Raw genomic sequence first — 21,023 nt, 5'->3', positions numbered from 1 at the left:
TTTTAAAAGTGGGAAGTTCGTCTTGCGGCAGGTCTGCTGGTTCCCTTTATGTCGGATGGAACGGCAAAGAGTTCCCCTTTGTACCTTTTTCGAGCACAACACGCATTCACAGGTTTATTTCAGCTCCGCCGCCTCAGGCGCCCAATCGTCCGTGGCAATAACGGCGCAGCCCGTGCCTAAAAGGTCCGGTATGAGGACGTCTCCACAGTATACAGGCACGGTCTGCGTATACGCGTTTAGTACAGCCATGGCTTCAAACAGGCGTTCCTTGGGCAATTCTCCCGCTGTGCGCACCGGCAATACCGGTGCGCCGCCCCCCAGCGTTTTTACCGTGGTGCACAAGCTTCGCGTGGGGGCGGTGCATTCCTTTCCGGCAAAATCGCGCCCTTTTGGGCAGCGGTTCCCCGTCACAGACGTCACCGCGCCGTTTTCCACTTCGGTGTGCAAGCGGCAGCCGTTGGGGCAGACGATGCAAGTAAATTCCCGCTTCATGTGTCCGCCTCCTCCATCACGAATGTAAGCCGGGAGCCTGCATGCAGCCCGGCCCCCGAAAGGTCCACCACCATCCGCTCCATCTCCGGCGGCTTAAGCTGCATATATGTCTTTTTGCAAAGTTCTCTGCCGTCCGCCAGCATACGAACACGCGTTTTTCCGCGTTCAGCAAGGGAACGGAAGAAGAAAGTTGTTTTCCCGGCAGGCTTTGTCGTGTCAATGCGCTGCGGCACCACATATCCAAACCCGCCGTCTGCCGACACCTCCGCCAACCCGCACGCCGCGGGAACATAGCGCGCGGCCGCCGCGCCCGCCGCTTCGCCGCTTTCGGAAACATAATCCACAAGGTCGTTCACATGCAGCGCGTTACCGCACACAAAAACGCCCGGCACCAGCGTCATATAGCTCTGGTCACACAGAGGCCCTTTTGTTCGTGCATCCAAAGGCACGCCAAGTGCCTCGGCCAGCTCATTTTCCGGGATCAACCCCACGGATAAGATCAGGCTGTCGCATTCGAGCTCCTGTTCCGTGCCCGGTATGGGACGCATCCGCGCGTCCACCTCGGCCACCGTCACGCGTTCCAACCGCTCTTTGCCCGAAACGCGGGTGACGGTATGGCTGGTGTACAATGGAATACCAAAATCCTCCAGGCACTGGCTGATATTGCGCGAAAGCCCACTGGGCGTGGGCTTTGCCTCATATACGCCCAACACCTGAGCGCCCTCCAGCGTCAGCCGGCGGGCCATGATGAGCCCGATGTCACCGGAACCAAGGATCACGCAGCGCCGGGCGGGCATCTCCCCCATCCGGTTAATGTAATGCTGGGCCGTACCTGCGGTGAGCACACCCGCCGGACGGGTACCGTGTATGGACACCTGCCGGGCTGTGCGCTCGCGGCAGCCTGTGGAGAGCACCAACGCCCGGGCCTCCACCTTCCGCAGCCCTTCCCTGCCCACCAGCGTGAGCACAAAGCCTTCCCCGCTTTTTTCGATGCGGGAAACGAAAGTCAGCAGCGCGGTCTGCGCGCCGCAGCCGCGTAGCATTTCAATGTACCGGTGGGCATATTCGCAGCCGGAGAGCCGTTCCCCGAAGCGCAGCAGGCCAAATCCGTCGTGGATGCACTGCTTCAAGATCCCGCCCAGCCGTGCCTCGCGCTCCACCAGCAGCGTTTTTGCCCCCGCTCGCCGGGCGCCCAGCGCCGCTGCAAGCCCCGCCGGGCCGCCGCCCACGATCACGACGTCATAGCGCTCCATCCTCTGTGCCTCCTTCCGTTCCCGTTTTTTGTTCTCTCTGTTTCGTGGGGCGCAGCAGTTGGGCACTGCCCGCACCGGACTTGCGCACCTGTTCAAGCGATATGCCTTTTTCCTCCGCGATGATGGCTGTCACCAGCGGGCCGCAGAAGCCGCCCTGGCAGCGCCCCATGCCGGGGCGCACACGCCGTTTGACACCGTCCACCGTATCGCAGGGCACCGGCCTGCGCAGCGCGTCCAATATTTCTCCCCTGCTCACTTCCTCGCACCGGCAGACGATCTCGCCGTAATCCGGGTTTTGGCGGATGAGCGCGGCCCTCGCCTCGTCCGGCAGCCCCGCCACATGCGGTATGGGCCTGCGTGTCGGGTCGTAGGCGGCATTGCGCGCGGGCGGGGTTGTCGCGGAAAGCTGTCCATAGGCCAGCCGCGCCACCTCCTGCGCGATGGCGGGCGCGGCCGTCAGCCCCGGAGACTGGATGCCCGCCGCATGGATGATATTTTCCGTGAACATCCCGGGCCGTATGATGAAATCCTCCTCATACGTCGCCGCTCGCACGCCTGTAAAATAGGTGATGATATCGCTTTCACGCAGCGCAGGTGCGGCATGGCGCTGCTTTTCAAACGTGGCGCGCACGCTTTGCACGCTGGTGGAAAAATCTTCTTTTTCCGGCGTTTCCACCGCGTCGGGCCCCACCAACACGTTGCCGTCCACCGTAGAAACGATGCCTCCGCCCTTGGAATGGACCGTCTTGGTAGCGGTAGTTCCCATGCCGGAATAAATGGTGCGTACCATGCGCTTCGCCTTTTTGTCCAGGATGGCATTTGTTCCCTTGCGCGGATGGATGGAGAAAAAATGATCCTGCGCCATCTGTGCTATATCCTCACAAAACACACCCGCCGCATTGATGACGATGCGCGGGCGCACTGTACCCCGGTTTGTATGCACGGCAAGGATTCGTCCGTTCTCCACGTCCATACCCGTCACGCATGTATCCAGCGAAAGGTGCGCACCGTTCTGCACGGCGTTCTCCGCCATGGCAATGGTCAGCCCGTAAGGACAGACAATGCCCGCCTGTGGAAAAAACAACCCGCAGTGCAGCGCCTCATCCACACCCGGCTCGGCTGCATGCAGCGCTTTGTCCCCCAGCACGCGCACACCAGAGAGGCCCAGCCATTTCCAATAAGGCAGCGTAAAGTACAGAAGCGGGCGCATTGCTCTGCCCTTGAAGCACAGGTACTGTCCCGTGCGCCGGAAAGGCACGCCCAACGCGGCACACACGCCGCCATACATCCGGTTGCCCAAACGATTGTAATGATATTTGGCCGTACCTTTATGCAGATCTACACCCGGATGCACCATGCCGTCATTGCGGCTTGATGCATGCAGCGCCACATCGTGCTCTTTTTCCACCCAGAGCAGGTCGACATTCCACCGCATCAGCTCCCGCGCGATGGCGGCGCCTGTAACGCCCGCGCCGATGAGCAGCACGTCCGGCGCGCGTCCGGCCAGGCTTTCATCCGTCTGCGGCACAGGCTTTGGCTGTCTTTGCGCCGCACCCGGCCATGTTACCTCGTTCACCGTATACCAGCGGCTTTTGGGGCTGGCTGCAAGACGTCCCGCCGCAACCACGCCGTCCCAATCCTCCGCACTGCCGCGCAGCACCAGCACGCCGCGCTCCACCACAGCCTGCACCCGCCCGCCGAACCGCTTTTTCAGCGCACGGTTTATTTTTTTGAGCGGTATCCGCATTCGTCTCCCCTTCGCTTTCCTGCCGATTTTATCAGTCGGTCAACCGACCGACTTCTTCCGTTTTCAGGATAGCACCCGCCGCAGGGAATGTCAATGTACGGTTTGTACGGGAAATGTAAACTTTCTTTGACATTGTGCCCAGCATCTTTTATACTATTGTATTAGACGAAAAAGATGGGGGCGATCGCCATGGCTGCACCGCTTGGCACACAAATACGGGAACGCATTCTGGAAAGCGCGGCCGCGTTGATGGAGGAACGCTCGTTCTTCGACATCTCACTGGCAGACATCGCCCGGGCCGCGCGCATCAGCAAGGGAACGTTGTACTATTACTACAACAGCCGGGACGCTATTTTGTTCGATTTGACAGACCGGTATCTGCAAAAGCTCTCGGACGACCTTCTTGCCTGGGTAGACAATGAAGAAAAGGATACCTCCCTGCCCCGCCTGCTGCGCTATACATTTTCCCGCGGAGTATACGACAAAAGCGGCAGCATGCGTCTTTTTCTGATTGCGGAGGCGGTTTCGGGCAAAGGCGATGTGCGGGACAAGCTGCTGGAAAAGTATGCTCACTTTAAGAACGTACTGGCGCAGAAGATCGCGGCTCGTAAACCCGGTGCGGACGGTGAATACCTGGCCTGGCTGACGCTGACTGTGATGGACGGCATGCTGGTGCAAAGCCAACTGAAAAACCCGGCGCTGGACACAGACGCTTTTATCGAAGCCACCGCGCGCCTGATCACCGAATGCTGACGGCAGGGCATTGACAAACGCCCCGCCGGATTGGTAAAATAAATACATTGCGCGGGTATGGCGGAATTGGCAGACGCGCCAGACTTAGGATCTGGTGTCTACGACGTGCAGGTTCGACCCCTGTTACCCGCACCAAAAAGACGCAGCTTCCATCAAGAGAAAGCTGCGTCTTTTTCCATGCTTAAAACGTGATATGATTTTGATGTGAATTATTTATATTGAGCACGGGGAACTGCCGCGAAAAGAAAATGCACACAAGCAAAAGTCCGGCAACAAATGTCCGGAAGAATATATTTGTTTAGCAATGATTTAAATGCTTTTGTGCGAAGAAAAGGCATTTCCTCATGGACGCTGGAATTTAGGTAATGCATGGAGCCGGTTCATACTATATAACGGCTAATTGCTATTATGGCTATCATATAGTTCTTGTTATGGATATAATTTTACCCAACGCAAAATATTTTCCGCTGTTATCGCATATAAAAACAAGGCTGAAAGCAATGCTGCGTGCATTGCTTTCAGCCTTGTTTTTGCTGTATAGAGAACGTCCCGGCCTATGCCCGGAACAAAAGGGAGACAGGCGTCGGCGCAAAAGCTTTGTTTTCCAGCGCCAGCCTTCCGCTTTGGACGTCCCGTTTGAACACGGCAATGCTGTCGCTGTCCTGGTTTCCCACAAGCACCCACCCTCCTGTGGGGTCCAGTGCAAAATTCCGCGGCGTCCTGCCGCCGCAACCCACGGCCTGCACCAATTGCAGTGTCCCGTCTGCCTGTACCGAAAAGACGGTAATGCTGTCCTGTCCGCGATTGGACACATACAAGAAGCGGCCGTCCGGCGCCAGATGAAGGTCAGCTCCGCTGTTGGGCACGCCGCCGGGCTCTGCCACGGAAGGAACGGCTTGTAAAAATTCCAGTCTTCCGTCCATGTAAGAAAAGGTCATAACTGCAGAGGATATCTCACAGAGCACATAGCACCGTTCGCCCCTTTGGTCGAACACACAGGCACGCGGACCCATCCTGCTGCCCACAAAAAAGCTATGAACCGCATCCGCACAAAGGACGCGGTTTTCCCGGTCCACCCGATAAACCGTCAGCTCGTCCGTCCCAAGGTCTGCTACAATAACATATTTTCCATCCGGAGCCCAAACCGCCGCATGAGGGTGCGGGGCGCTTTGCCTCACAGGGTCTGCTCCATGCCCGTAATGCCGGATAATCACGCCCTTTTTTCCCAGTGAGCCATCCGCACACAGAGGGTAGCTGCATACGCTTCCTCCCGTAAAATTGGCTACTGTAAGACAACGCCTTTCCCTGTCAAGCCCAACATAACATGGGTCGGCACCACCGGTGGGCCTCTGGTTCAGAAAACGCAATCCACCGTCCGACTCTATCCGATAAGCGCTCACGGCCCCGCCCGCTTTATTTTTGTATTCTTTCAATTCATTTACTGCATACAAATACTGTTTGTCAAAAGATAACGCCAGATAAGACGGGTTTTCGGCCGGCGCCGGAGCGGTACTTTCATACAACGTGCCCGTTTTGGCATCAAAGGTATACCTATGAATTCCTTTTCCCCTGCCCTCCAGGATTTCCCCTGTACCAAACCGGATCGGCCTGCTGTATGTTCCTACAAATAACTGATATGTCTCTTTCATCCATTATCACAGCTTTCTCTTTCCCTCATACGAAACGGAGAGGTACGCCCTATACTGGGGCAATGTACTATTCCATATAGCCGCCGCGCATGGGCGATACGGCGTGCCGGGTGTAAAACCGGAGCACACCTTTTGTATATCGGGGCGGACGGGGACTCCACGCAGCACGGCGTGCAGCGAGGATCGCCTCCATCTGTTCCGGCGTTTTCTCGGCGCCGTTTGCTCCGATGATGGACAGGCTGCGCCCGCGGATGTCGATACGGATGAGGTCTCCCTCCTCCACAAGTGCGATCGGCCCGCCGTCCGCAGCCTCCGGGCTGACGTGGCCGATCACCGGCCCCTTTGAGGCACCGGAGAAACGGCCGTCTGTGATGAGCGCGATGCTTCGGGCGAGCGCCGGGTCCGACGAGATCGCCTCGGTGGTATAGAACATCTCCGGCATACCGCTGCCTTTGGGGCCCTCGTAGCGGATGAACACTGCCTCACCGGGATGGACGGCGTGTGTGAGGATAGCATGGATGGCGTCCTCCTCACAGTCAAACGGCCGTGCGCGCAGCGTTACGCCGAACATCTCCTCCGGCACGGCCGTGTGTTTGACCACGGCGCCTCCCGGCGCAAGGTTGCCCCGCAGAACAGCGATGGCGCCATCTGTGCCCAACGGTTTTTCCAGCGGGCGAATGACGTCCTCCGGTGCAACGCCCGTACCCTGCAGATACGATGCACAGCTTTCGTAAAAGCCATTCTTTTGCAGTTCGTCCAGGTTTTCGCCCAGTGTTCTGCCCGTGACCGTCAGTACATCCAGATGCAGCAGATCGCGCAGGCGCTCCATAACGCGCGGCACGCCGCCTGCATACCACACGTAGGCGGCGGGCCACCTGCCCGCCGGGCGAACGTCCAGCAGCCACCGCGCCCCGCGGTGCATGCGGTCAAACATATCGCAGTCCAGCTCTATGCCGTACTCGTGTGCGATGGCCGGCAGGTGCAGCATCGCATTGGTGGAGCCGGAAATGGCGGCATGGATGAGGACGGCGTTTTCAAATGCCTCTTTTGTCACGATATCTCCCGTGCGGATGCCCGCGCGCGCCAGCGCTACCGCTTGTTCGCCCGCGCGCCGCGCATAGTCTGCCAGCAGCGGGCTTGCGGCCGGAACAAGCGCGCTGCCCGGAAGCGAAAGCCCCAAGGCCTCGGTCATCATCTGCATCGTGCACGCCGTGCCCATAAAGCTGCATGCTCCGCAGGACGGGCAGGCATGGGTCTTATAAAACCGGAACTGCTCCGCGGTGATCTCGCCGCGCTCATATTGGGCGCTGTATGTACCGATCTGCTCCAGCGTCAGCAGATCCGGCCCCGCATCCATCACACCGCCGGGCACAAATATGCCCGGCGTGTTCAGCCGGCCGGAGGCCATCAGATTCGCGGGCAGGCCCTTATCACAGCTTGCAATGTATACCGTTGCGTCAAAAGGCGTGGCCATACCGTGGATCTCGATGGCATCCGCAATGATCTCCCTCGAAGCGAGCGAGTAATTGATGCCGTCGTGTCCCTGCGCCATGCCGTCGCATATATCTGTAGCAAAGTAGCGCGCAGGGTTCCCGCCCGCGCTGCGTACTCCCGCAGCGGCGGCTTCCACCAAACACAGCAGGTGCGCGCTGCCGGGATGGCTGTCGCCAAATGTGCTCTCCACCATTACCTGCGTTTTTTCCAGGTCGGCCTCCGTCTGCCCCATACCCATGCGCAGCGGGTCGATCTCCGGCGAAAGCGTCCGCACCTTCTGGCTGATCATTTCCTGCATTCTCTACACTCCTTTTGATGATTGCGGCGGCTCGCCGTTTTTTTCCTGTACAGCGTTAAATAAATATCCATACCACAAGCAAATTCCTTTGGGGAATAATATCTTTATGTCTAAAATATTGTAGCATATAGGCGCTGTCACAGCAAAAGCTTTTTTGCTGTAGCAAATATTTTTCCCGAATACAAAAGGCGGGACGTCCACGCTTGCCTTCAACCTCTGTCGCAGTTATAATAAATGTTGTTCGCGGCTGCAAGGCAAGCAGCTTTCACCTGATATCAGTGGTGCATTATGAAAGAGATACGAAAAAAGAGGGCGGTTTCTGCCGCATTAAAAAATACGTCTGGAGGTGATATTGAATAGACAGAAGAATGATATATGAATCGCATCCCCAACCCTGACACAGTCTTTCCCAACGAATACGGCACTTCATGCTTTTTAAAAAACGTGATCACCGCCCCCAACATCTTTGTCGGCGATTATACTTATTACGACGACCCCGCTGCACCTGCGGATTTTGAAAAGAACAACGTGCTGTTCAACTGGCCCGAATTCGGCGACAGACTCATCATCGGGAAGTTCTGCTGCATTGCGAGCGGCGCGCGCTTCATTATGGGCAGCGCGAACCACCGGATGTGCAGCGTCACCACTTACCCATTCAATGTATTCGGCGGCGCATGGGCTGAAAGTACGCCGCCGCACCTTTCCCAGCTCCCATTCAAGGGCGATACCGTTGTGGGCAGCGATGTATGGCTGGGGCGGGAATGCACCGTCATGCCGGGCGTAAAAATCGGTGACGGCGCCATTGTTGCGGCTTATTCCGTTGTGACGCGGAACGTAGACCCTTACACCGTCGTGGGCGGCAATCCCGCAAGGCTGCTCAAGCACCGCTTTGACGCAGAGCTGACCGGGCTTTTGCTGCAGTTTCGCTGGTGGGACCTTCCGGTGCAGCAGGTGACGGAGCTTCTGCCGCTGCTGTGCGACCCCGACCTGGAGCATGTGCGCAAAACACTGCGCACCCTGCTCCAGACGGAAACGGAGCGGCCGCATATATTATAAAATGCAGAACACCCGGCAGCCGAAACGGTCTGCCGGGTGTTTCCCTTATTTTGCCCCTATTGACATAAAGCTTATATGCTTTACAGTGCCGCGATTGCTTCGATCTCGCACAGGACATTCTTAGGCAGTGTCTTCACCGCCACACAGGACCGTGCGGGACGTGACACGAACGCCTCAGCATACACAGCGTTGAAAGCCGCAAAGTCGCTCATGTCCGCCAGGAAACAGGTCGTTTTCACCACTTTGTCAAACGAAGTGCCGTTGGCTTCCAGAATCGCCCCGACATTGGCGACGCTCTGGCGCGCCTGTTCCTCGATGGTCGCACCCGCGATCTCGCCCGTGGCCGGATCAATGGGGATCTGGCCGGAAGTGAACAGCAGATTCCCGACAGACACCGCCTGCGAGTACGGGCCGATGGCCGCGGGTGCTTTTTCTGTCTGCGTGTATTTGATTTCCATGTTTCTTTCCTTTCTGTGGAACAAAAGCGCCATGTGCCGTACCGAATGCCGCACCTCTTCCACCTCGCATAATAGATATGGATTTATCGTAGCACCGGCGTTTTCACTTGTCAACCGAAGCGCTGTATTTTCTCGTGTATGCCTCTCCACGGGGCGCATCGCTCTGCAAAATATTCGGCGGCTCATTCTTTTCCGTCACAGGGTGTGCACGGCGAACAAAATCTGTCCGCCGTTACATTTTTCTTTTTGCGCCCGCATATGATTGCACCACAAGGCAGGTGAACAAAGATGTATCTATGCATCCCGAAAAAAGCGGCCCACCGCGTACTGGCTGCCGTGCTGTGCGCTGCGGCGGCGGGCGGCGTTCTGCTGGGGCTCGGCTGGCCGCGGGCGGAGGCAGAACCCGCGGCTGTGGCTGCTGCTTCTTATGAATGGGGCCTTTCGTTTCAGACGGAAAACGAACCGCCCATTCCCAACCTCTCAGCCGAAAAGCTGCGCCCCTTCGATGCTTTTTACCGCGGAGACGCGGAGCAGAAGCGGCTGTATCTGACGTTCGATGCAGGGTATGAGAACGGCAATACCGCACCCATTCTTGACGCGCTGAAAAAGCACAACGCCCCCGGCACCTTCTTTGTAGTAGGCAGCTATATCAAGGAAAACCCGGACCTGATCAAGCGGATGGTCGCCGAAGGCCATACGGTGGGCAACCACACCTATCACCACCCGAACATGTCCCAAAAAGATGAAGCCTCTTTCAAAAAAGAGCTGAATGATCTTGCCGCGCTGTTCCAGGAAACGACAGGAACGCCCCTGCCGCTTTTCTATCGACCGCCCGAAGGCAAATTCAGCGATGAAAACCTTACCTGGGCGCAGGAACTGGGCTACAAAACCATTTTCTGGAGCCTCGCCTATGTGGACTGGAAACAGGATGCACAGCCTTCGCGGGAGGCCGCTTTTGACAAACTGATGCCCCGTACCCACGACGGCGCGATCGTGCTCCTGCATTCCACCAGCGCCACCAATGCGGCAATTCTGGATGAATTGCTGACACGGTGGGAAGAGATGGGGTATACCTTCGGCACACTTTCAGAACTTGGCGCGCCGCCTGCCGCGCCTGCCGCATGAGCGGGCCCGCACGCGCTTCCGCAGACCGCGGCCCGCGCTCTGCGAGGCAGGGCGGCGTATACAGCCTGCACACCCGCGGCAGGCGCGCGCTTTGCCTTGGAGCGGTATGCCTTGCCGGCCTGCTGATGGCCGCATGCATGCACACGGTGCTCAGCGAGCCTGCCGGTTTTTCGGGCACGCCCCGCAGCCCGGCGCCTGCATCGCCTTCACCGCCCCAACTCACGGGCGACCCGGACCGGCCGTATCTGCTGCAGACCCAGCCGCCCTACACCGTGGCGCTGGATGCCGGACACGGCGGCTTCGACACCGGTGCGGAGGCGATCATCAAAGAACTGGAAGTATGCGAACAGACGGTAAACGCCCTCTATACGCTTCTGGAGCAGGACTCCAACTATGCGCCTGTGCGCACGCGCCCCAACGGCGAGGACCGCTCCATCAAGGAGCGTGCACAGGCCGCGACCGACGCCGGCGCTTCCCTGCTTCTGAGCGTTCATGCCAACAGCGACGAAAGCACGGGACAGTCCCACGGCTTTGAATGCTTCCCCACGCCGCCCGGGCGCACCTACTCGGAAGAATCCATGCGCTTTGCCCAATGCATCGCGCAGAAAATGGGCGGCGCCGGGCACCGCCTGCGCGGAGAAAACGGCATTCGTTTCGCCTATTACAACGGAAAGAGCAAACGCATCGTGGACAGCACCGACACCAAGATACGCGAGCAAAAGAGCTTCGGCATCGTGGAAAGGCCCTACTGCCCCGCCGTGCTGGTGGAGCAGTGTTTTCTGACCAATTACAGCGATGTGGAAAACTGGACGGGAGAGGCCGGATGCGCCCGCGCCGCACGTATCTATTACGAGGCGATCTGCGCCTATTTCGGCACCGAGCCTCTGCCGCAGGGCGGCAGCGTGTGAACGCCGCACCGCTCTTTCCACGAATACAGCAGCGCGCCCCCGGCCCTTGCGACGGGGGGCGCGTTTTGCATCCGGCGGCAGCCGCCGTTTTTCAAGCGCCGGTGCGGCACGTTTATTTCATATCGTTTCTGCGGTGCAGCGCAACGGCGCATGCCGTCATGCCCATCAGCGCAAACACCGTGCACAGCATGCCTGCCCAGATGCCGAACCGCTGCGCCACCGCGCCTGTGATGTACGGCATTAAAACCGCGCCCACGCCCGCTGCGGGAAGCATCACGCCGAGGCCCGCGCCGGAGAGCGCATTCCCCGCCGCGACAGCCGTCGGGTTCACGCCTGCAATGGCCAGGCCGAACAGGAACAGGCAGATCAGCGCAGATGCGGGCGTTTTTGCCATTAGAAGTAGGATATAGGTGCCTACGCAGCATGCGGACATCAGCGAAAGGGTGCGGAAGCTGTTTTTTACCGGGAAAACAAATGCGATGCACAGACGCCCGGCCAGCATTGCGCCCCAGATGACCGTAACGGTCATCTGGCCCGCCGGGCCCGAGAGGATGCCCACATCCTTGAAATATGTCACCATCCAGCCCGTGACGCTGATCTCCGTGCAGTTTTGAAAAAAGACAAGCCCGGTCAGCACCCAAAAACGGGGCGAACGCAGAAAAGACCAATCGTTTTTGACACGCGCGCCGTCTCCTGTGCGGCCCGGCAGACCCGCCAACGCGAACACGCCCCACAGCGCCGCGCCGCACAGTGCAAGACCTGCCATGGGCGCCCACCAGGGCAGCCCGCCCATACCCAGCGCCGCAATAAACAGCGGGCACAGCAGCGACCCCGTGGCAAAGCATGCATGGATGAGATTCATGCATTTCGTGCGCTCCCGTGCATGCGCCGCGATAAGCGCGCTGCTGGTGTTCAGCGTTGTGCCCTTGGCCACGCCCACCAATGTGAAAGCGGCCAGCAGCGCCCACGGGCTTCCCGTGAGGATCATTGCGCCGTAACCCAGCGCCGCACCGCCCGCCAGCATAAGAACGGTGTGCCGCTGGCCCCAGTGCGCGGGCAGCATGCCCGCGGCAAAGCCCGCCGCAAGGTTGCCCACGCTCAGCATGGCCAGCAGCAGGCCGCTCCACTGGTAGCTCAGGCCGTACCGTTCCTGCAAAAGCGCCATCACCACTCCGCCGCTGCTGGCGCACACACCATTGAGCAGCATGGCCGGATATGCGCAGGCCGCCTTGTTTTGCCGCAAAGCATTCATAAAACATCCTCCAGGCAAAGTAATGCCGCAGGCCTTTCCCGGCCCGCAGCTATGGGTGCGGCGCTTTTGGCGCGGCGCCTGTCTTTTTGTATTCCAGTGTAGAAAAAAACGCCCGCCCCGTCAAGCGGGCAGGCGCAAAACCGCAAGAATGGCATGTGGGAGCGGGATTTCCGCAATTTGTGCAAATCCTGCTCCCCGCCGCTTTGCCGCTATCTGCGGCGCGCGGCCAGCAGCGCCCGCACAGCATCCGCATCCGGACAGGCCAGTGCCTCCTTCGCCGTGCAAAGCGCTTCTTCCTCCGTCCAGCGTGAAACAGTCCGGCGCACTTCCGGCAGAGCGGAGGGCCCAGCGCTGAAAGAATCCAGGCCAAACGCCATCCACAGAGGAATAAGACACGGGTCTGCTGCAGCTTCGCCGCACATGCACACCGGCACATCTGCCGCACGGCCCGCGGCGATCACATCCCGAATGCTGCGCAGCACCGCCGGATGGCAGGGTGCATATAGCTCCGCAATGTCTGCATTGCCCCGGTCCGCGGCTAAAATGTACTGCACCAGGTCGTTGGTGCCAATGCTGAAAAAATCCGACTCCTTCGCCAGCAGATCCGCAATGACAGCGGCGGCCGGCGTTTCGATCATCACGCCCAGAGAAATCACCCCGTCAAATGCAACGCCCCTCGCGGAAAGCGCCTGCTTTTCCTGCTCCAGCATCGTCCGTGCAGCGCGCAGCTCCTGTACGCCCGTCACCATTGGCAGCATGATCCTAATGTTCCCACGCTCCGCCCCCGCGCGCAGCAGCGCCCGAAGCTGCGTGCGGAACACCTCAGGCCGGGCAAGGCAGTAGCGGATGCCCCGGCGGCCCAGGTAAGGATTCTCCTCCTTTTCCTGTCCCAGATACGGCAGCGCCTTGTCGCCGCCGATATCCAACGTACGGACAACCGCGGGCCTGTCCCCCATAGCGCGGGACACCGATGCATAAGCTTCGTACTGCTCCTCCTCCGTGGGCAAGGATGTACGTCCCATAAACAGAAATTCCGTCCGCAGCAGCCCGACTCCTTCCGCCCCGGCTTCATCCGCCGCAGCGGTCTGCCCCACGCCGCCGATATTGGCGTACAGCGCGTACCTTTGGCCGCGGGCGCTCACCGCCGGGCCCGCGCGGTACGCCTGCAGCGCCTCCGCCTGTCTTTTCTCCTTCTCCTGTTTTTTCCGGTACCGCGCCAGCTCCGCCCCGCTTGGAGATACGATCACCGCGCCCTGCCCGCCGTCCACGACGACATCCTCCCCGCTCCGCAGCACAGACGCGGCCCCCGCGGCTCCCAGTACGGCGGGAAGGCCCAACGCACGCGCCAGAATGGCGGCATGGCTCGTCATGCCGCCGCATTCCGCCACAAAAGCGGCAACATTTTCCCGGTTCACGCTCACGGTCATGGAAGGCGTGAGATCCCATGCGACCAGCACGGTGCCCGGAGGCACGTCCGGGATGGACGCTTCACTGCGCCCCAGCAAAATCGCCAGCAGGCGGGCGCGGATATCCTCTATGTCCGCGGCACGCTGCGCCAGCAATTCGTCGCCTGCCGCGGCAAACAGCTGGATATATGACGCACACACTGCGTCCAAAGCGGCCTCCGCGCATTCGCCCGCTTCAATGCGGCTGTCTGTCTGCGCAAGCAGAGCCGGATCGTTTGCCATCAGAATCTGACTGGCGAGGATGTCCGCCTCTTGTCCGTCCAGGCGCGCGCGCAGCGCGTCCGCCATAGCCTGCGTCCGCTGTGCAAATGCCTGCACGGCCGTGCGCAGGCGTGCTTTTTCCTGCTGCACGCCCGCGAAATGGACCTGTGTGTAATCAAGGCTCCCCTCCGCAATAACCACGGCCCGGCCGATGCCGACACCAGGGGAGACGCCTACGCCTTGCAGCAACATGTTCCTCTTCCCTTTCCCGGTATTCCGCTTAAAAGGTATTCAGCAGCTTCAATATTTCTTCCTTTGTGGCCAGCTCATCGGAAAACGCCGTCGCGCTGCCCGCGGCCGCGCCCATGCGCAGAGCGTAGGAATAGGTGCCCAGCTTGAGATAACCGGCCAAAAAGCCCGCCACCATGGAATCGCCCGCACCCACTGCATTGCGCACCGTGCCCCGCGGAACGCCAATCTCCTGGAACTGACCCGTTTCGTCCAGCAGGATCGCACCGTCGCCCGCCAGAGAAACGAGCACGTTGCGCGCGCCCTTGTCCTGCAGCTTTGCGGCGCATGCACGGATATCATCCCCGGTTTTCAGTGTGCGGCCGAACAGCTCGCCCAACTCGTGCTGGTTTGGCTTGATAAGGAACGGGCGGTACTTCAGAACATTCAGCAGAAGATCCCCTGTGGCATCCACTGTGACGCGCACCTTCTTTTCCTGCAGCGCGGCCATGATCTTCTCATAGATATCGCCCGGCATACCCGCGGGAATACTGCCCGCCAGAACAAGGTCATCGCCGTCCGTGACGGCGTCCAGCTTTTTGTACAGCAGCGCCAGCGCCGCCGGGCCTATGTCCGGCCCTTTGCCGTTGATCTCCGTCTCGCAGGCGCCGCGAATTTTCACATTGATGCGGGTCATCCCGTTTTGCAGACGGATAAAATCCGTGCGCAGCCCTTTTCTTTGCAGCGCGTTTTCAACGGCATCGCCTGTGAAGCCCGCCAAAAAGCCCAGCGCCACATTTTCTATGCCCAGGTTCGTCAGCACCGTGGAGACGTTGATCCCCTTGCCGCCGCAATAGACCGCCTCATCGCCGGTCCGGTTCACAGTTCCTTGCGTCAGGTGCTCCAGCTGCACCACATAGTCGATGGCCGGATTGAATGTAACTGTATAGATCATATGTTTGCCTCCTTGATCGTTGATGCTATCATAACACTGCATGCGTTCAATTTCAAATATTTCCCACCGCGCACGAAGCCTGAGTTTTCCGGCGGAAAACGTGCGAAAAATGTCTTTTGTTAACGTTTCCTTTACAAACAGGGACTTGCAAGCGGCGAAAGCTGGTGTATAATATTGAACAAAGGAAACTTTTTCTTTTCTCCATGAGGGAGTAGTTCACGCCCCGCCGGGGCGGTTTTAAGTCAACAGCATGGCCCGCACACGGACCTGGCTTAAAAGTAAGAACGAGACTCATGTGTGGCGCCAAGCCGCACGTGGGTCTTTTTTCTTATCCAGGCCTCTTGACGGACAGGGATATGCCCCACAGGCCGCCCCTGCATTTTGCCGGGGTCTGGTATTGTGCGTGGCTTTTTTGCGTTGTTCCCCCATGCCGGGCGCTCGGCGCATGTTCCGCGGATGAAAAACAGCTTGCTGTTTTTTCATAGAAACACCAAATTGGGAAACCCTTGAAACGAGAAAGGATGTTGTGTGTTGAAGTTTTATTGTGAGGAGGCCGGCCGGGCGCTTGCCGAACTGAAGAGCACCCCGGACGGCCTTACCGACGCGGAAGCCGCCAGGCGGCTGGCCGAAAAAGGCCCCAACAAGCTGGCCGAAGGAAAAAAGGTCACAACGCTGCAGCGCTTTCTGCAGCAGCTGAGCGACCCTATGATCATTATCCTGCTTGTTGCGGCGGCAGTGTCCGGTGTAACGGCGGCTTATTCGGGCGAAAGCTTTGCGGATGTGTTCATCATCCTTATCGTCGTGCTCATCAACGCCGTACTCGGCGTGTATCAGGAGAGCAAGGCGGAAAAAGCCATTGAGGCGCTGCAGGAAATGACGGCCGCCACCAGTAAGGTGATCCGCGGCGGCAAACAGGTCTCGCTGAAAAGCGAGGAGCTGGTGCCGGGCGACGTTGTCGTTCTGGACGCCGGCGACGCCGTGCCCGCAGACGGCCGCATTCTGGAGAGCGCCAGCCTGAAGATCGAGGAAGCCGCGCTCACGGGCGAAAGCGTACCCGTGAACAAAGTCGTTTCCGCACTGGGCCTCGACGACGGCAAGGACGTCCCCCTGGGCGACCGCAAAAACATGGCCTATATGGGCAGCACCGTAGTATACGGCCGCGGACGTGTCCTCATCACGGGCACCGGTATGGACACCGAGATGGGCAAGATCGCAGGCGCGCTGGCGCAGGCCGAAGAGGGACAGACTCCGCTGCAGAAAAAGCTGGCGCAGCTCAGTAAGATCCTGAGCTGGCTGGTGCTCGGCATCTGCGTATTCATCTTCGCCTTCAGCCTTATCAAGGCGGGCGATTTCCACCTCGACGTCATCATCAGTACGTTCATGGTAGCGGTCAGTCTTGCCGTCGCGGCCATCCCCGAGGGCCTTGCCACCGTCGTTACCATCGTACTCTCCATCGGCGTAACGAACATGTCCAAGCGCAATGCCGTCATCCGCCGCCTTACGGCTGTGGAGACGCTGGGCTGCGCACAGGTCATCTGCTCGGACAAAACCGGTACGCTGACGCAGAACAAGATGACGGTTGTGGAGCACGTGGGTGAAGAAGAGCCCCTGGCCCGCGCGATGTCTTTGTGCAGCGACGCCAAGCCCGGCGAAAACGGCGACGCTGAGGGCGAGCCCACCGAATGCGCGCTGGTAAATTACGCCACCGGCGTCGGCCTGCCCAAGGGCACGCTGGAGGCGGCCCAGCCCCGTGTGGGCGAGGCTCCTTTTGACAGCGGCCGCAAAATGATGAGCACCGTGCACGAAAACAACGGCGCATATATCCAATACACAAAGGGCGCGCCCGACGTGGTGCTCAGCCGCTGTACCTCTTACGCCAAGGATGGTAAGATACTGCCCATGACGGAGGAAGCCCGCGCCGAGATCCTGCGCCAGAACAAGCAGATGGCCGACAAAGCGCTGCGCGTGCTGTGCGCGGCCAGCCGCGAATGGCCCCAGCTTCCGCCGGATTTCGAGCCGGACACGCTGGAGCATGACCTGACCTTCCTGGGCCTGACGGGCATGATCGACCCGATCCGCCCCGAGGTAAAGGACGCCATTACAGAGTGCCGCCAAGCCGGCATCCGTCCCATCATGATCACAGGCGACCACAAGGATACCGCCATCGCCATCGCCAAGCAGCTCGGCATCATCGAAACAGCGGATGAAGCCATCACAGGCGCGGAGCTGAACGACATCTCCGACGACCGGTTTGCGGAAGTGATCGGCCGTTACAGCGTGTATGCCCGCGTGCAGCCCGAGCACAAGGTGCGCATCGTCAACGCATGGCGCAAAAACGGCTTTGTCACAGCCATGACGGGCGACGGCGTCAACGACGCGCCCAGCATCAAGAGCGCGGATATCGGCATCGGCATGGGCATCACCGGCACGGACGTTACAAAGAACGTGGCCGATATGGTGCTGGCCGACGACAACTTCGCCACAATCGTCAACGCCGTGGAGGAAGGGCGCCGCATTTACGACAACATCCGCAAGGCCATCCAGTTCCTGCTGGGCTCCAATATGAGCGAGGTGCTGAGCGTGTTCTTTGCCACGCTCATGGGCTTTGTTATCCTGGAGCCCGTGCACCTGCTGTGGATCAACCTCATCACCGACTGCTTCCCCGCTCTGGCCCTGGGCCTTGAAAAGGGCGAGCCGGATTTGATGCACCGCAAGCCGCGCCCGTCCACAGACGGCATCTTCTCCGGCGGGCTGGGCGTAGACGTGGCGTATCAGGGCTTTATGGTCACCTGCGTAACGCTGGCCGCCTACTTTATCGGCCACTGGATGGAATCCGGCGTATGGGAGATCGCCGCCAGCCCCGACGGCGTGACGATGGCCTTTCTCACCATGAGCATGGCCGAGATCTTCCACAGCTTCAACATGCGCAGCCAGCGCGGCAGTGTGTTCACGCTCGGCTCTCACAACAAGGTGTTGTGGGGCGCCATGCTGCTCAGCCTTGTGCTGACGACCGGCGTCATCTACCTGCCCGGCATTTCGGACGCGTTCGGCTTTACGCACATCAGCGCGCCGGAATATGCCGTTGCCATGGCTCTGGCCGTGTGTGTGATCCCCATTGTGGAATGCGTCAAGTTCTTCCAGCGCAAGGCCGCACGCCGCCGCGCGGAAAAACAGCCTGCGTAACCGCGCGCTTTGAAGATTTCCCATTTGGTTTTTACGGGCCGCTGCAAATGCAGCGGCCTTTTTTATACCGCTCATGCCGGTAAAAACACAAAAAAGGCTTGGGAAGCATCCTGTTTTATGATATACTGAATGACATCACACTGCCGCAGGGCGCAGCTCCGCAGCGGCTGAAAGGAACGCTTTCTCATGCAGCAGAACCAACCTGCCAATTTCAAAAACCGCATCGGCTTCGTCCTTGCCTCTGTCGGCTCCGCCGTGGGCATGGGCAACATCTGGATGTTCCCTTACCGCGTGGGCCAGTACGGCGGCGCGGCGTTCCTGCTGATTTATTTCGGCTTTGTTGCCCTTTTCGGATGGGTGGGCCTTTCCGGCGAATTCGCCTTCGGCCGTCTGACGGGCACGGGGCCCATCGGCTCCTACGCTTACGCGCTGCGCAGCCGCGGCAAAAAAGGCGGCGGCGTGCTGGGCGCCATTCCTTTGCTGGGTTCGCTGGGCATCGCCATCGGATACGCCGTCATTGTGGGATGGGTGGTGCGTTACTGCTGGGGAGCCGTCTCCGGTTCACTGTTTGCCGTGGGATCCGAGGAATATTTCGGGCAGATCACCGGGCCGTTCGGCAGCCTGCTGTGGCACGGCGTGGTGGTGCTCGTCACGGTGCTGGTCCTGGCGCGCGGCGTGCTGCAGGGAATTGAAAAGGTGAACCGCATCATCATGCCCGCTTTCTTCGTGCTGTTTCTCGTTGTGGCTGTTTATGTGGGTTTTTTGCCCGGCGCTGCCGAGGGCTACCGCTATCTGCTGATTCCCCAGTGGGAAAAGCTGCTGGACCCGATGACATGGGTCATGGCCATGGGACAGGCGTTTTTCTCTCTGTCCATCACCGGCTCGGGCATGATCATCTACGGCAGCTACCTCTCCAAGAAAGAGGATATCCCCCGCGCCGCCATGCAGACGGCGCTGCTGGACACCTGCGCGGCTCTGCTGGCCGGCTTTGCCATCCTTCCCGCGGTGTTCGCTTTCGGCATGGACCCTGCGTCAGGCCCTCCGCTTATTTTCATCACGCTGCCCAAAGTATTCGCACAGATGCCGGGCGGGCGCTTCATTGCCGTGCTGTTCTTCCTCTCTGTTATTTTTGCCGGTATCACCAGCCTCATCAACATGTTTGAGGTGTGCGCCGAGGCAGTGACGACACATCTAAAGCTGCCGCGCAAAGCCGCCGTTGTACTGGTGGGCGCGTTGGCCTTTGCGGCGGGCGCGTTTATTGAATTTGAGCCGTACCTGGGCAAATGGATGGACGCCATCACCATTTATGTCGTGCCCTTCGGAGCGCTGCTGTGCGCGTTCATCATCTACTGGGTGCTGGGCGGCAAACGCATCGGAGAAGAGCTTGTTCTGGGCCGCAAAAAAGCGCTGTGCCGGGCGTTCCTGCCCACGGCGCGGTACCTTTACGTAGGGCTGGCCGTGTTGGTATTCATTTTAAGCATCATTTGCGGCGGCATCGGCTGAGCCGCTTCTACTTTTAGCTCCGGCTTCTTCTTTGTTTCAAAAAACTCTGAATTGTTTTTTTCGATTGTATATGGTAAAATAAAAACAAGTTTATGCATTTGTTTTTATTTTTAGGAGGATAAAATGCCAAAGGTCGCTTATTCTGAAGCGGAAAAGGCGCAAGTGCGAGAGGCGCTGCTCACCAAAGGCCTTGAGCTCCTGGCGAAACAGGGAATACAGCATACGACTGTGGAACAAATCTACAAGGCGGTAGGAATCTCTCGCACATTCTTCTATTCTTTTTTTTCCACAAAAGAGTCCCTCATCATAGAGGCACTTTACCTCCAGCAGCCAAGGGTTCTTGTATACGCACAGAAATTGATGGATGCTCCCTCTTTGAGTTGGCGAGAGGCTGTCACACAATTTCTTTACGCCTGCTGCTACGGTGAAAAAAATGGGATCCTGATTTTGACCATTGAAGAGCAGCAAATGCTCTTTCGCCGTTTGTCGCACGAAGCCTATCGGACCTTTCGGGAAAAGCAGACCCGTTTGTTCGGCAATATTTTAGAGTGTTTTGGGATCGGGGCAGATTGTGCGAGAGTTGGTTTGTTTACAAATATAAGCCTGATGGCCATGATTGTCCGCAGAGCGATCCCGGAAACAATGCCGCTGTTTGTTCCCGAAGCGGCTGATGAAACAGTCGCATTTCAAATCAAGGCCATCGTGGACTTCCTGGAGCCTTTAAAGAAAGAAAACTTCTGCCGATGATGGTATGCATCGCATAGATTTATCCGGATTGTATGCTTTAATGCCGCACATCCGGATAGTTTTTTGAGCAAAATAAATACAAATTATAAAATTTGTATTTATTTCAGTTTTGGCTGCTGTAGTTTTATATATCTCTGAGACTGAAAATTCGCACATGGAAGTATCGCACTTTCCAGAACCTCTGGCCTGTGCGGCTGGCGATTGGAACAGCCATGCAAGGATTCCAGCGGCAAGAGCTTATGGAGGGCTTGGCCA

Annotated in this window: 16 protein-coding genes and 1 tRNA gene; 8 read left to right on the top strand and 9 right to left on the bottom strand. The window is 58.8% G+C overall.

Annotated elements, in window-relative coordinates:
* Window positions 1-114: 114 nt before the first annotated feature.
* The 3 genes from IIY41_RS02325 to IIY41_RS02315 are packed head-to-tail and all read right to left on the bottom strand — an operon-like array spanning window position 115 to window position 3,492.
* On the bottom strand, window positions 115-492 hold the full coding sequence (locus IIY41_RS02325; RefSeq protein WP_055080923.1) for a DUF1667 domain-containing protein: 378 nt from the start codon (window positions 490-492) through the stop codon (window positions 115-117).
* Entirely contained in the window at window positions 489-1,745 is a 1,257-nt protein-coding gene (locus tag IIY41_RS02320; protein WP_009325911.1) for an NAD(P)/FAD-dependent oxidoreductase, read from the bottom strand. Before IIY41_RS02320 ends, IIY41_RS02325 begins: the two co-directional genes overlap by 4 nt.
* Window positions 1,732-3,492, bottom strand: coding sequence for an NAD(P)/FAD-dependent oxidoreductase (locus tag IIY41_RS02315; protein WP_050004350.1), 1,761 nt, complete (start codon window positions 3,490-3,492; stop codon window positions 1,732-1,734). The genes IIY41_RS02320 and IIY41_RS02315 overlap by 14 nt, the downstream gene beginning before the upstream one ends.
* 189 nt (window positions 3,493-3,681) lie before the next feature.
* Here IIY41_RS02315 and IIY41_RS02310 point away from each other — a divergent pair, with 189 nt between their 5' ends.
* Window positions 3,682-4,245, top strand: coding sequence for a TetR/AcrR family transcriptional regulator (locus IIY41_RS02310; RefSeq protein ID WP_050004351.1), 564 nt, complete (start codon window positions 3,682-3,684; stop codon window positions 4,243-4,245).
* Between the two features lie 51 nt (window positions 4,246-4,296).
* Window positions 4,297-4,380, top strand: a tRNA-Leu gene (locus IIY41_RS02305).
* 419 nt (window positions 4,381-4,799) lie between these two features.
* Here IIY41_RS02305 and IIY41_RS02300 read toward each other — a convergent pair.
* Together IIY41_RS02300 and ilvD are read right to left on the bottom strand one after the other, a co-directional pair.
* The gene (locus tag IIY41_RS02300) at window positions 4,800-5,894 is read right to left on the bottom strand and encodes a lactonase family protein (RefSeq protein ID WP_287399503.1); all 1,095 of its coding nucleotides are present in this window, start codon (window positions 5,892-5,894) and stop codon (window positions 4,800-4,802) included.
* A gap of 67 nt (window positions 5,895-5,961) precedes the next feature.
* Entirely contained in the window at window positions 5,962-7,677 is a 1,716-nt protein-coding gene (ilvD, locus tag IIY41_RS02295) for a dihydroxy-acid dehydratase (RefSeq protein ID WP_337592001.1), read from the bottom strand.
* A 384-nt stretch (window positions 7,678-8,061) separates the two neighbouring features.
* Here ilvD and IIY41_RS02290 point away from each other — a divergent pair, with 384 nt between their 5' ends.
* Window positions 8,062-8,742: a CatB-related O-acetyltransferase gene (locus IIY41_RS02290; protein ID WP_205488172.1), complete on the top strand. Its 681-nt coding sequence runs from the start codon at window positions 8,062-8,064 to the stop codon at window positions 8,740-8,742.
* A gap of 80 nt (window positions 8,743-8,822) precedes the next feature.
* On the opposite strand, the gene IIY41_RS02285 is transcribed toward IIY41_RS02290, so the two are convergent.
* Window positions 8,823-9,200, bottom strand: a complete 378-nt coding sequence (locus IIY41_RS02285; RefSeq protein ID WP_009325917.1) for a RidA family protein — start codon at window positions 9,198-9,200, stop codon at window positions 8,823-8,825.
* Between the two features lie 288 nt (window positions 9,201-9,488).
* Here IIY41_RS02285 and IIY41_RS02280 point away from each other — a divergent pair, with 288 nt between their 5' ends.
* Both IIY41_RS02280 and IIY41_RS02275 read left to right on the top strand, forming a co-directional pair.
* Window positions 9,489-10,325, top strand: a complete 837-nt coding sequence (locus IIY41_RS02280; protein ID WP_287399498.1) for a polysaccharide deacetylase family protein — start codon at window positions 9,489-9,491, stop codon at window positions 10,323-10,325.
* The gene (locus IIY41_RS02275; RefSeq protein WP_009325919.1) at window positions 10,322-11,233 is read left to right on the top strand and encodes an N-acetylmuramoyl-L-alanine amidase family protein; all 912 of its coding nucleotides are present in this window, start codon (window positions 10,322-10,324) and stop codon (window positions 11,231-11,233) included. The genes IIY41_RS02280 and IIY41_RS02275 overlap by 4 nt, the downstream gene beginning before the upstream one ends.
* Window positions 11,234-11,345: 112 nt before the next feature.
* On the opposite strand, the gene IIY41_RS02270 is transcribed toward IIY41_RS02275, so the two are convergent.
* The 3 genes from IIY41_RS02270 to pfkB form a co-directional block, all read right to left on the bottom strand.
* Entirely contained in the window at window positions 11,346-12,485 is a 1,140-nt protein-coding gene (locus IIY41_RS02270) for an MFS transporter (protein WP_117460260.1), read from the bottom strand.
* Window positions 12,486-12,694: 209 nt separating this feature from the next.
* Window positions 12,695-14,404 carry a phosphoenolpyruvate--protein phosphotransferase gene (ptsP, locus tag IIY41_RS02265; RefSeq protein ID WP_287399494.1) on the bottom strand — a complete coding sequence of 570 codons (1,710 nt, stop codon included), beginning with the start codon at window positions 14,402-14,404 and terminating at the stop codon, window positions 12,695-12,697.
* 28 nt (window positions 14,405-14,432) lie between these two features.
* Complete coding sequence (gene pfkB, locus IIY41_RS02260; protein ID WP_009325922.1) at window positions 14,433-15,335, bottom strand: 1-phosphofructokinase; 903 nt, start codon at window positions 15,333-15,335, stop codon at window positions 14,433-14,435.
* Window positions 15,336-15,866: 531 nt separating this feature from the next.
* On the opposite strand from pfkB, the gene IIY41_RS02255 reads away from it, so the two are divergent.
* From IIY41_RS02255 to IIY41_RS02245, 3 genes are all read left to right on the top strand, one after another.
* Entirely contained in the window at window positions 15,867-18,518 is a 2,652-nt protein-coding gene (locus tag IIY41_RS02255) for a cation-translocating P-type ATPase (protein WP_502709813.1), read from the top strand.
* A 186-nt stretch (window positions 18,519-18,704) separates the two neighbouring features.
* Window positions 18,705-20,021 (top strand): sodium-dependent transporter, encoded by a 1,317-nt coding sequence (locus IIY41_RS02250; protein ID WP_050004385.1) that lies wholly within the window; start codon window positions 18,705-18,707, stop codon window positions 20,019-20,021.
* 123 nt (window positions 20,022-20,144) lie between these two features.
* Complete coding sequence (locus IIY41_RS02245) at window positions 20,145-20,768, top strand: TetR/AcrR family transcriptional regulator (protein ID WP_287399490.1); 624 nt, start codon at window positions 20,145-20,147, stop codon at window positions 20,766-20,768.
* Window positions 20,769-21,023 lie beyond the last annotated feature (255 nt).

The sequence above is a fragment of the Ruthenibacterium sp. genome, assembly GCF_017421385.1.
In the GTDB taxonomy this organism is placed as follows: domain Bacteria; phylum Bacillota; class Clostridia; order Oscillospirales; family Ruminococcaceae; genus Ruthenibacterium; species Ruthenibacterium lactatiformans.
This window is presented reverse-complemented; position numbering and strand designations above follow the sequence as displayed.

Coding starts and splice junctions, on each gene's coding strand:
- IIY41_RS02325 (WP_055080923.1), bottom strand. CDS start 492: ATGAAGCGGGAATTTACTTGCATCGTCTGCCCCAACGGCTGCCGCTTG.
- IIY41_RS02320 (WP_009325911.1), bottom strand. CDS start 1,745: ATGGAGCGCTATGACGTCGTGATCGTGGGCGGCGGCCCGGCGGGGCTT.
- IIY41_RS02315 (WP_050004350.1), bottom strand. CDS start 3,492: ATGCGGATACCGCTCAAAAAAATAAACCGTGCGCTGAAAAAGCGGTTC.
- IIY41_RS02310 (WP_050004351.1), top strand. CDS start 3,682: ATGGCTGCACCGCTTGGCACACAAATACGGGAACGCATTCTGGAAAGC.
- IIY41_RS02300 (WP_287399503.1), bottom strand. CDS start 5,894: ATGAAAGAGACATATCAGTTATTTGTAGGAACATACAGCAGGCCGATC.
- ilvD (WP_337592001.1), bottom strand. CDS start 7,677: ATGATCAGCCAGAAGGTGCGGACGCTTTCGCCGGAGATCGACCCGCTG.
- IIY41_RS02290 (WP_205488172.1), top strand. CDS start 8,062: ATGAATCGCATCCCCAACCCTGACACAGTCTTTCCCAACGAATACGGC.
- IIY41_RS02285 (WP_009325917.1), bottom strand. CDS start 9,200: ATGGAAATCAAATACACGCAGACAGAAAAAGCACCCGCGGCCATCGGC.
- IIY41_RS02280 (WP_287399498.1), top strand. CDS start 9,489: ATGTATCTATGCATCCCGAAAAAAGCGGCCCACCGCGTACTGGCTGCC.
- IIY41_RS02275 (WP_009325919.1), top strand. CDS start 10,322: ATGAGCGGGCCCGCACGCGCTTCCGCAGACCGCGGCCCGCGCTCTGCG.
- IIY41_RS02270 (WP_117460260.1), bottom strand. CDS start 12,485: ATGAATGCTTTGCGGCAAAACAAGGCGGCCTGCGCATATCCGGCCATG.
- ptsP (WP_287399494.1), bottom strand. CDS start 14,404: ATGTTGCTGCAAGGCGTAGGCGTCTCCCCTGGTGTCGGCATCGGCCGG.
- pfkB (WP_009325922.1), bottom strand. CDS start 15,335: ATGATCTATACAGTTACATTCAATCCGGCCATCGACTATGTGGTGCAG.
- IIY41_RS02250 (WP_050004385.1), top strand. CDS start 18,705: ATGCAGCAGAACCAACCTGCCAATTTCAAAAACCGCATCGGCTTCGTC.
- IIY41_RS02245 (WP_287399490.1), top strand. CDS start 20,145: ATGCCAAAGGTCGCTTATTCTGAAGCGGAAAAGGCGCAAGTGCGAGAG.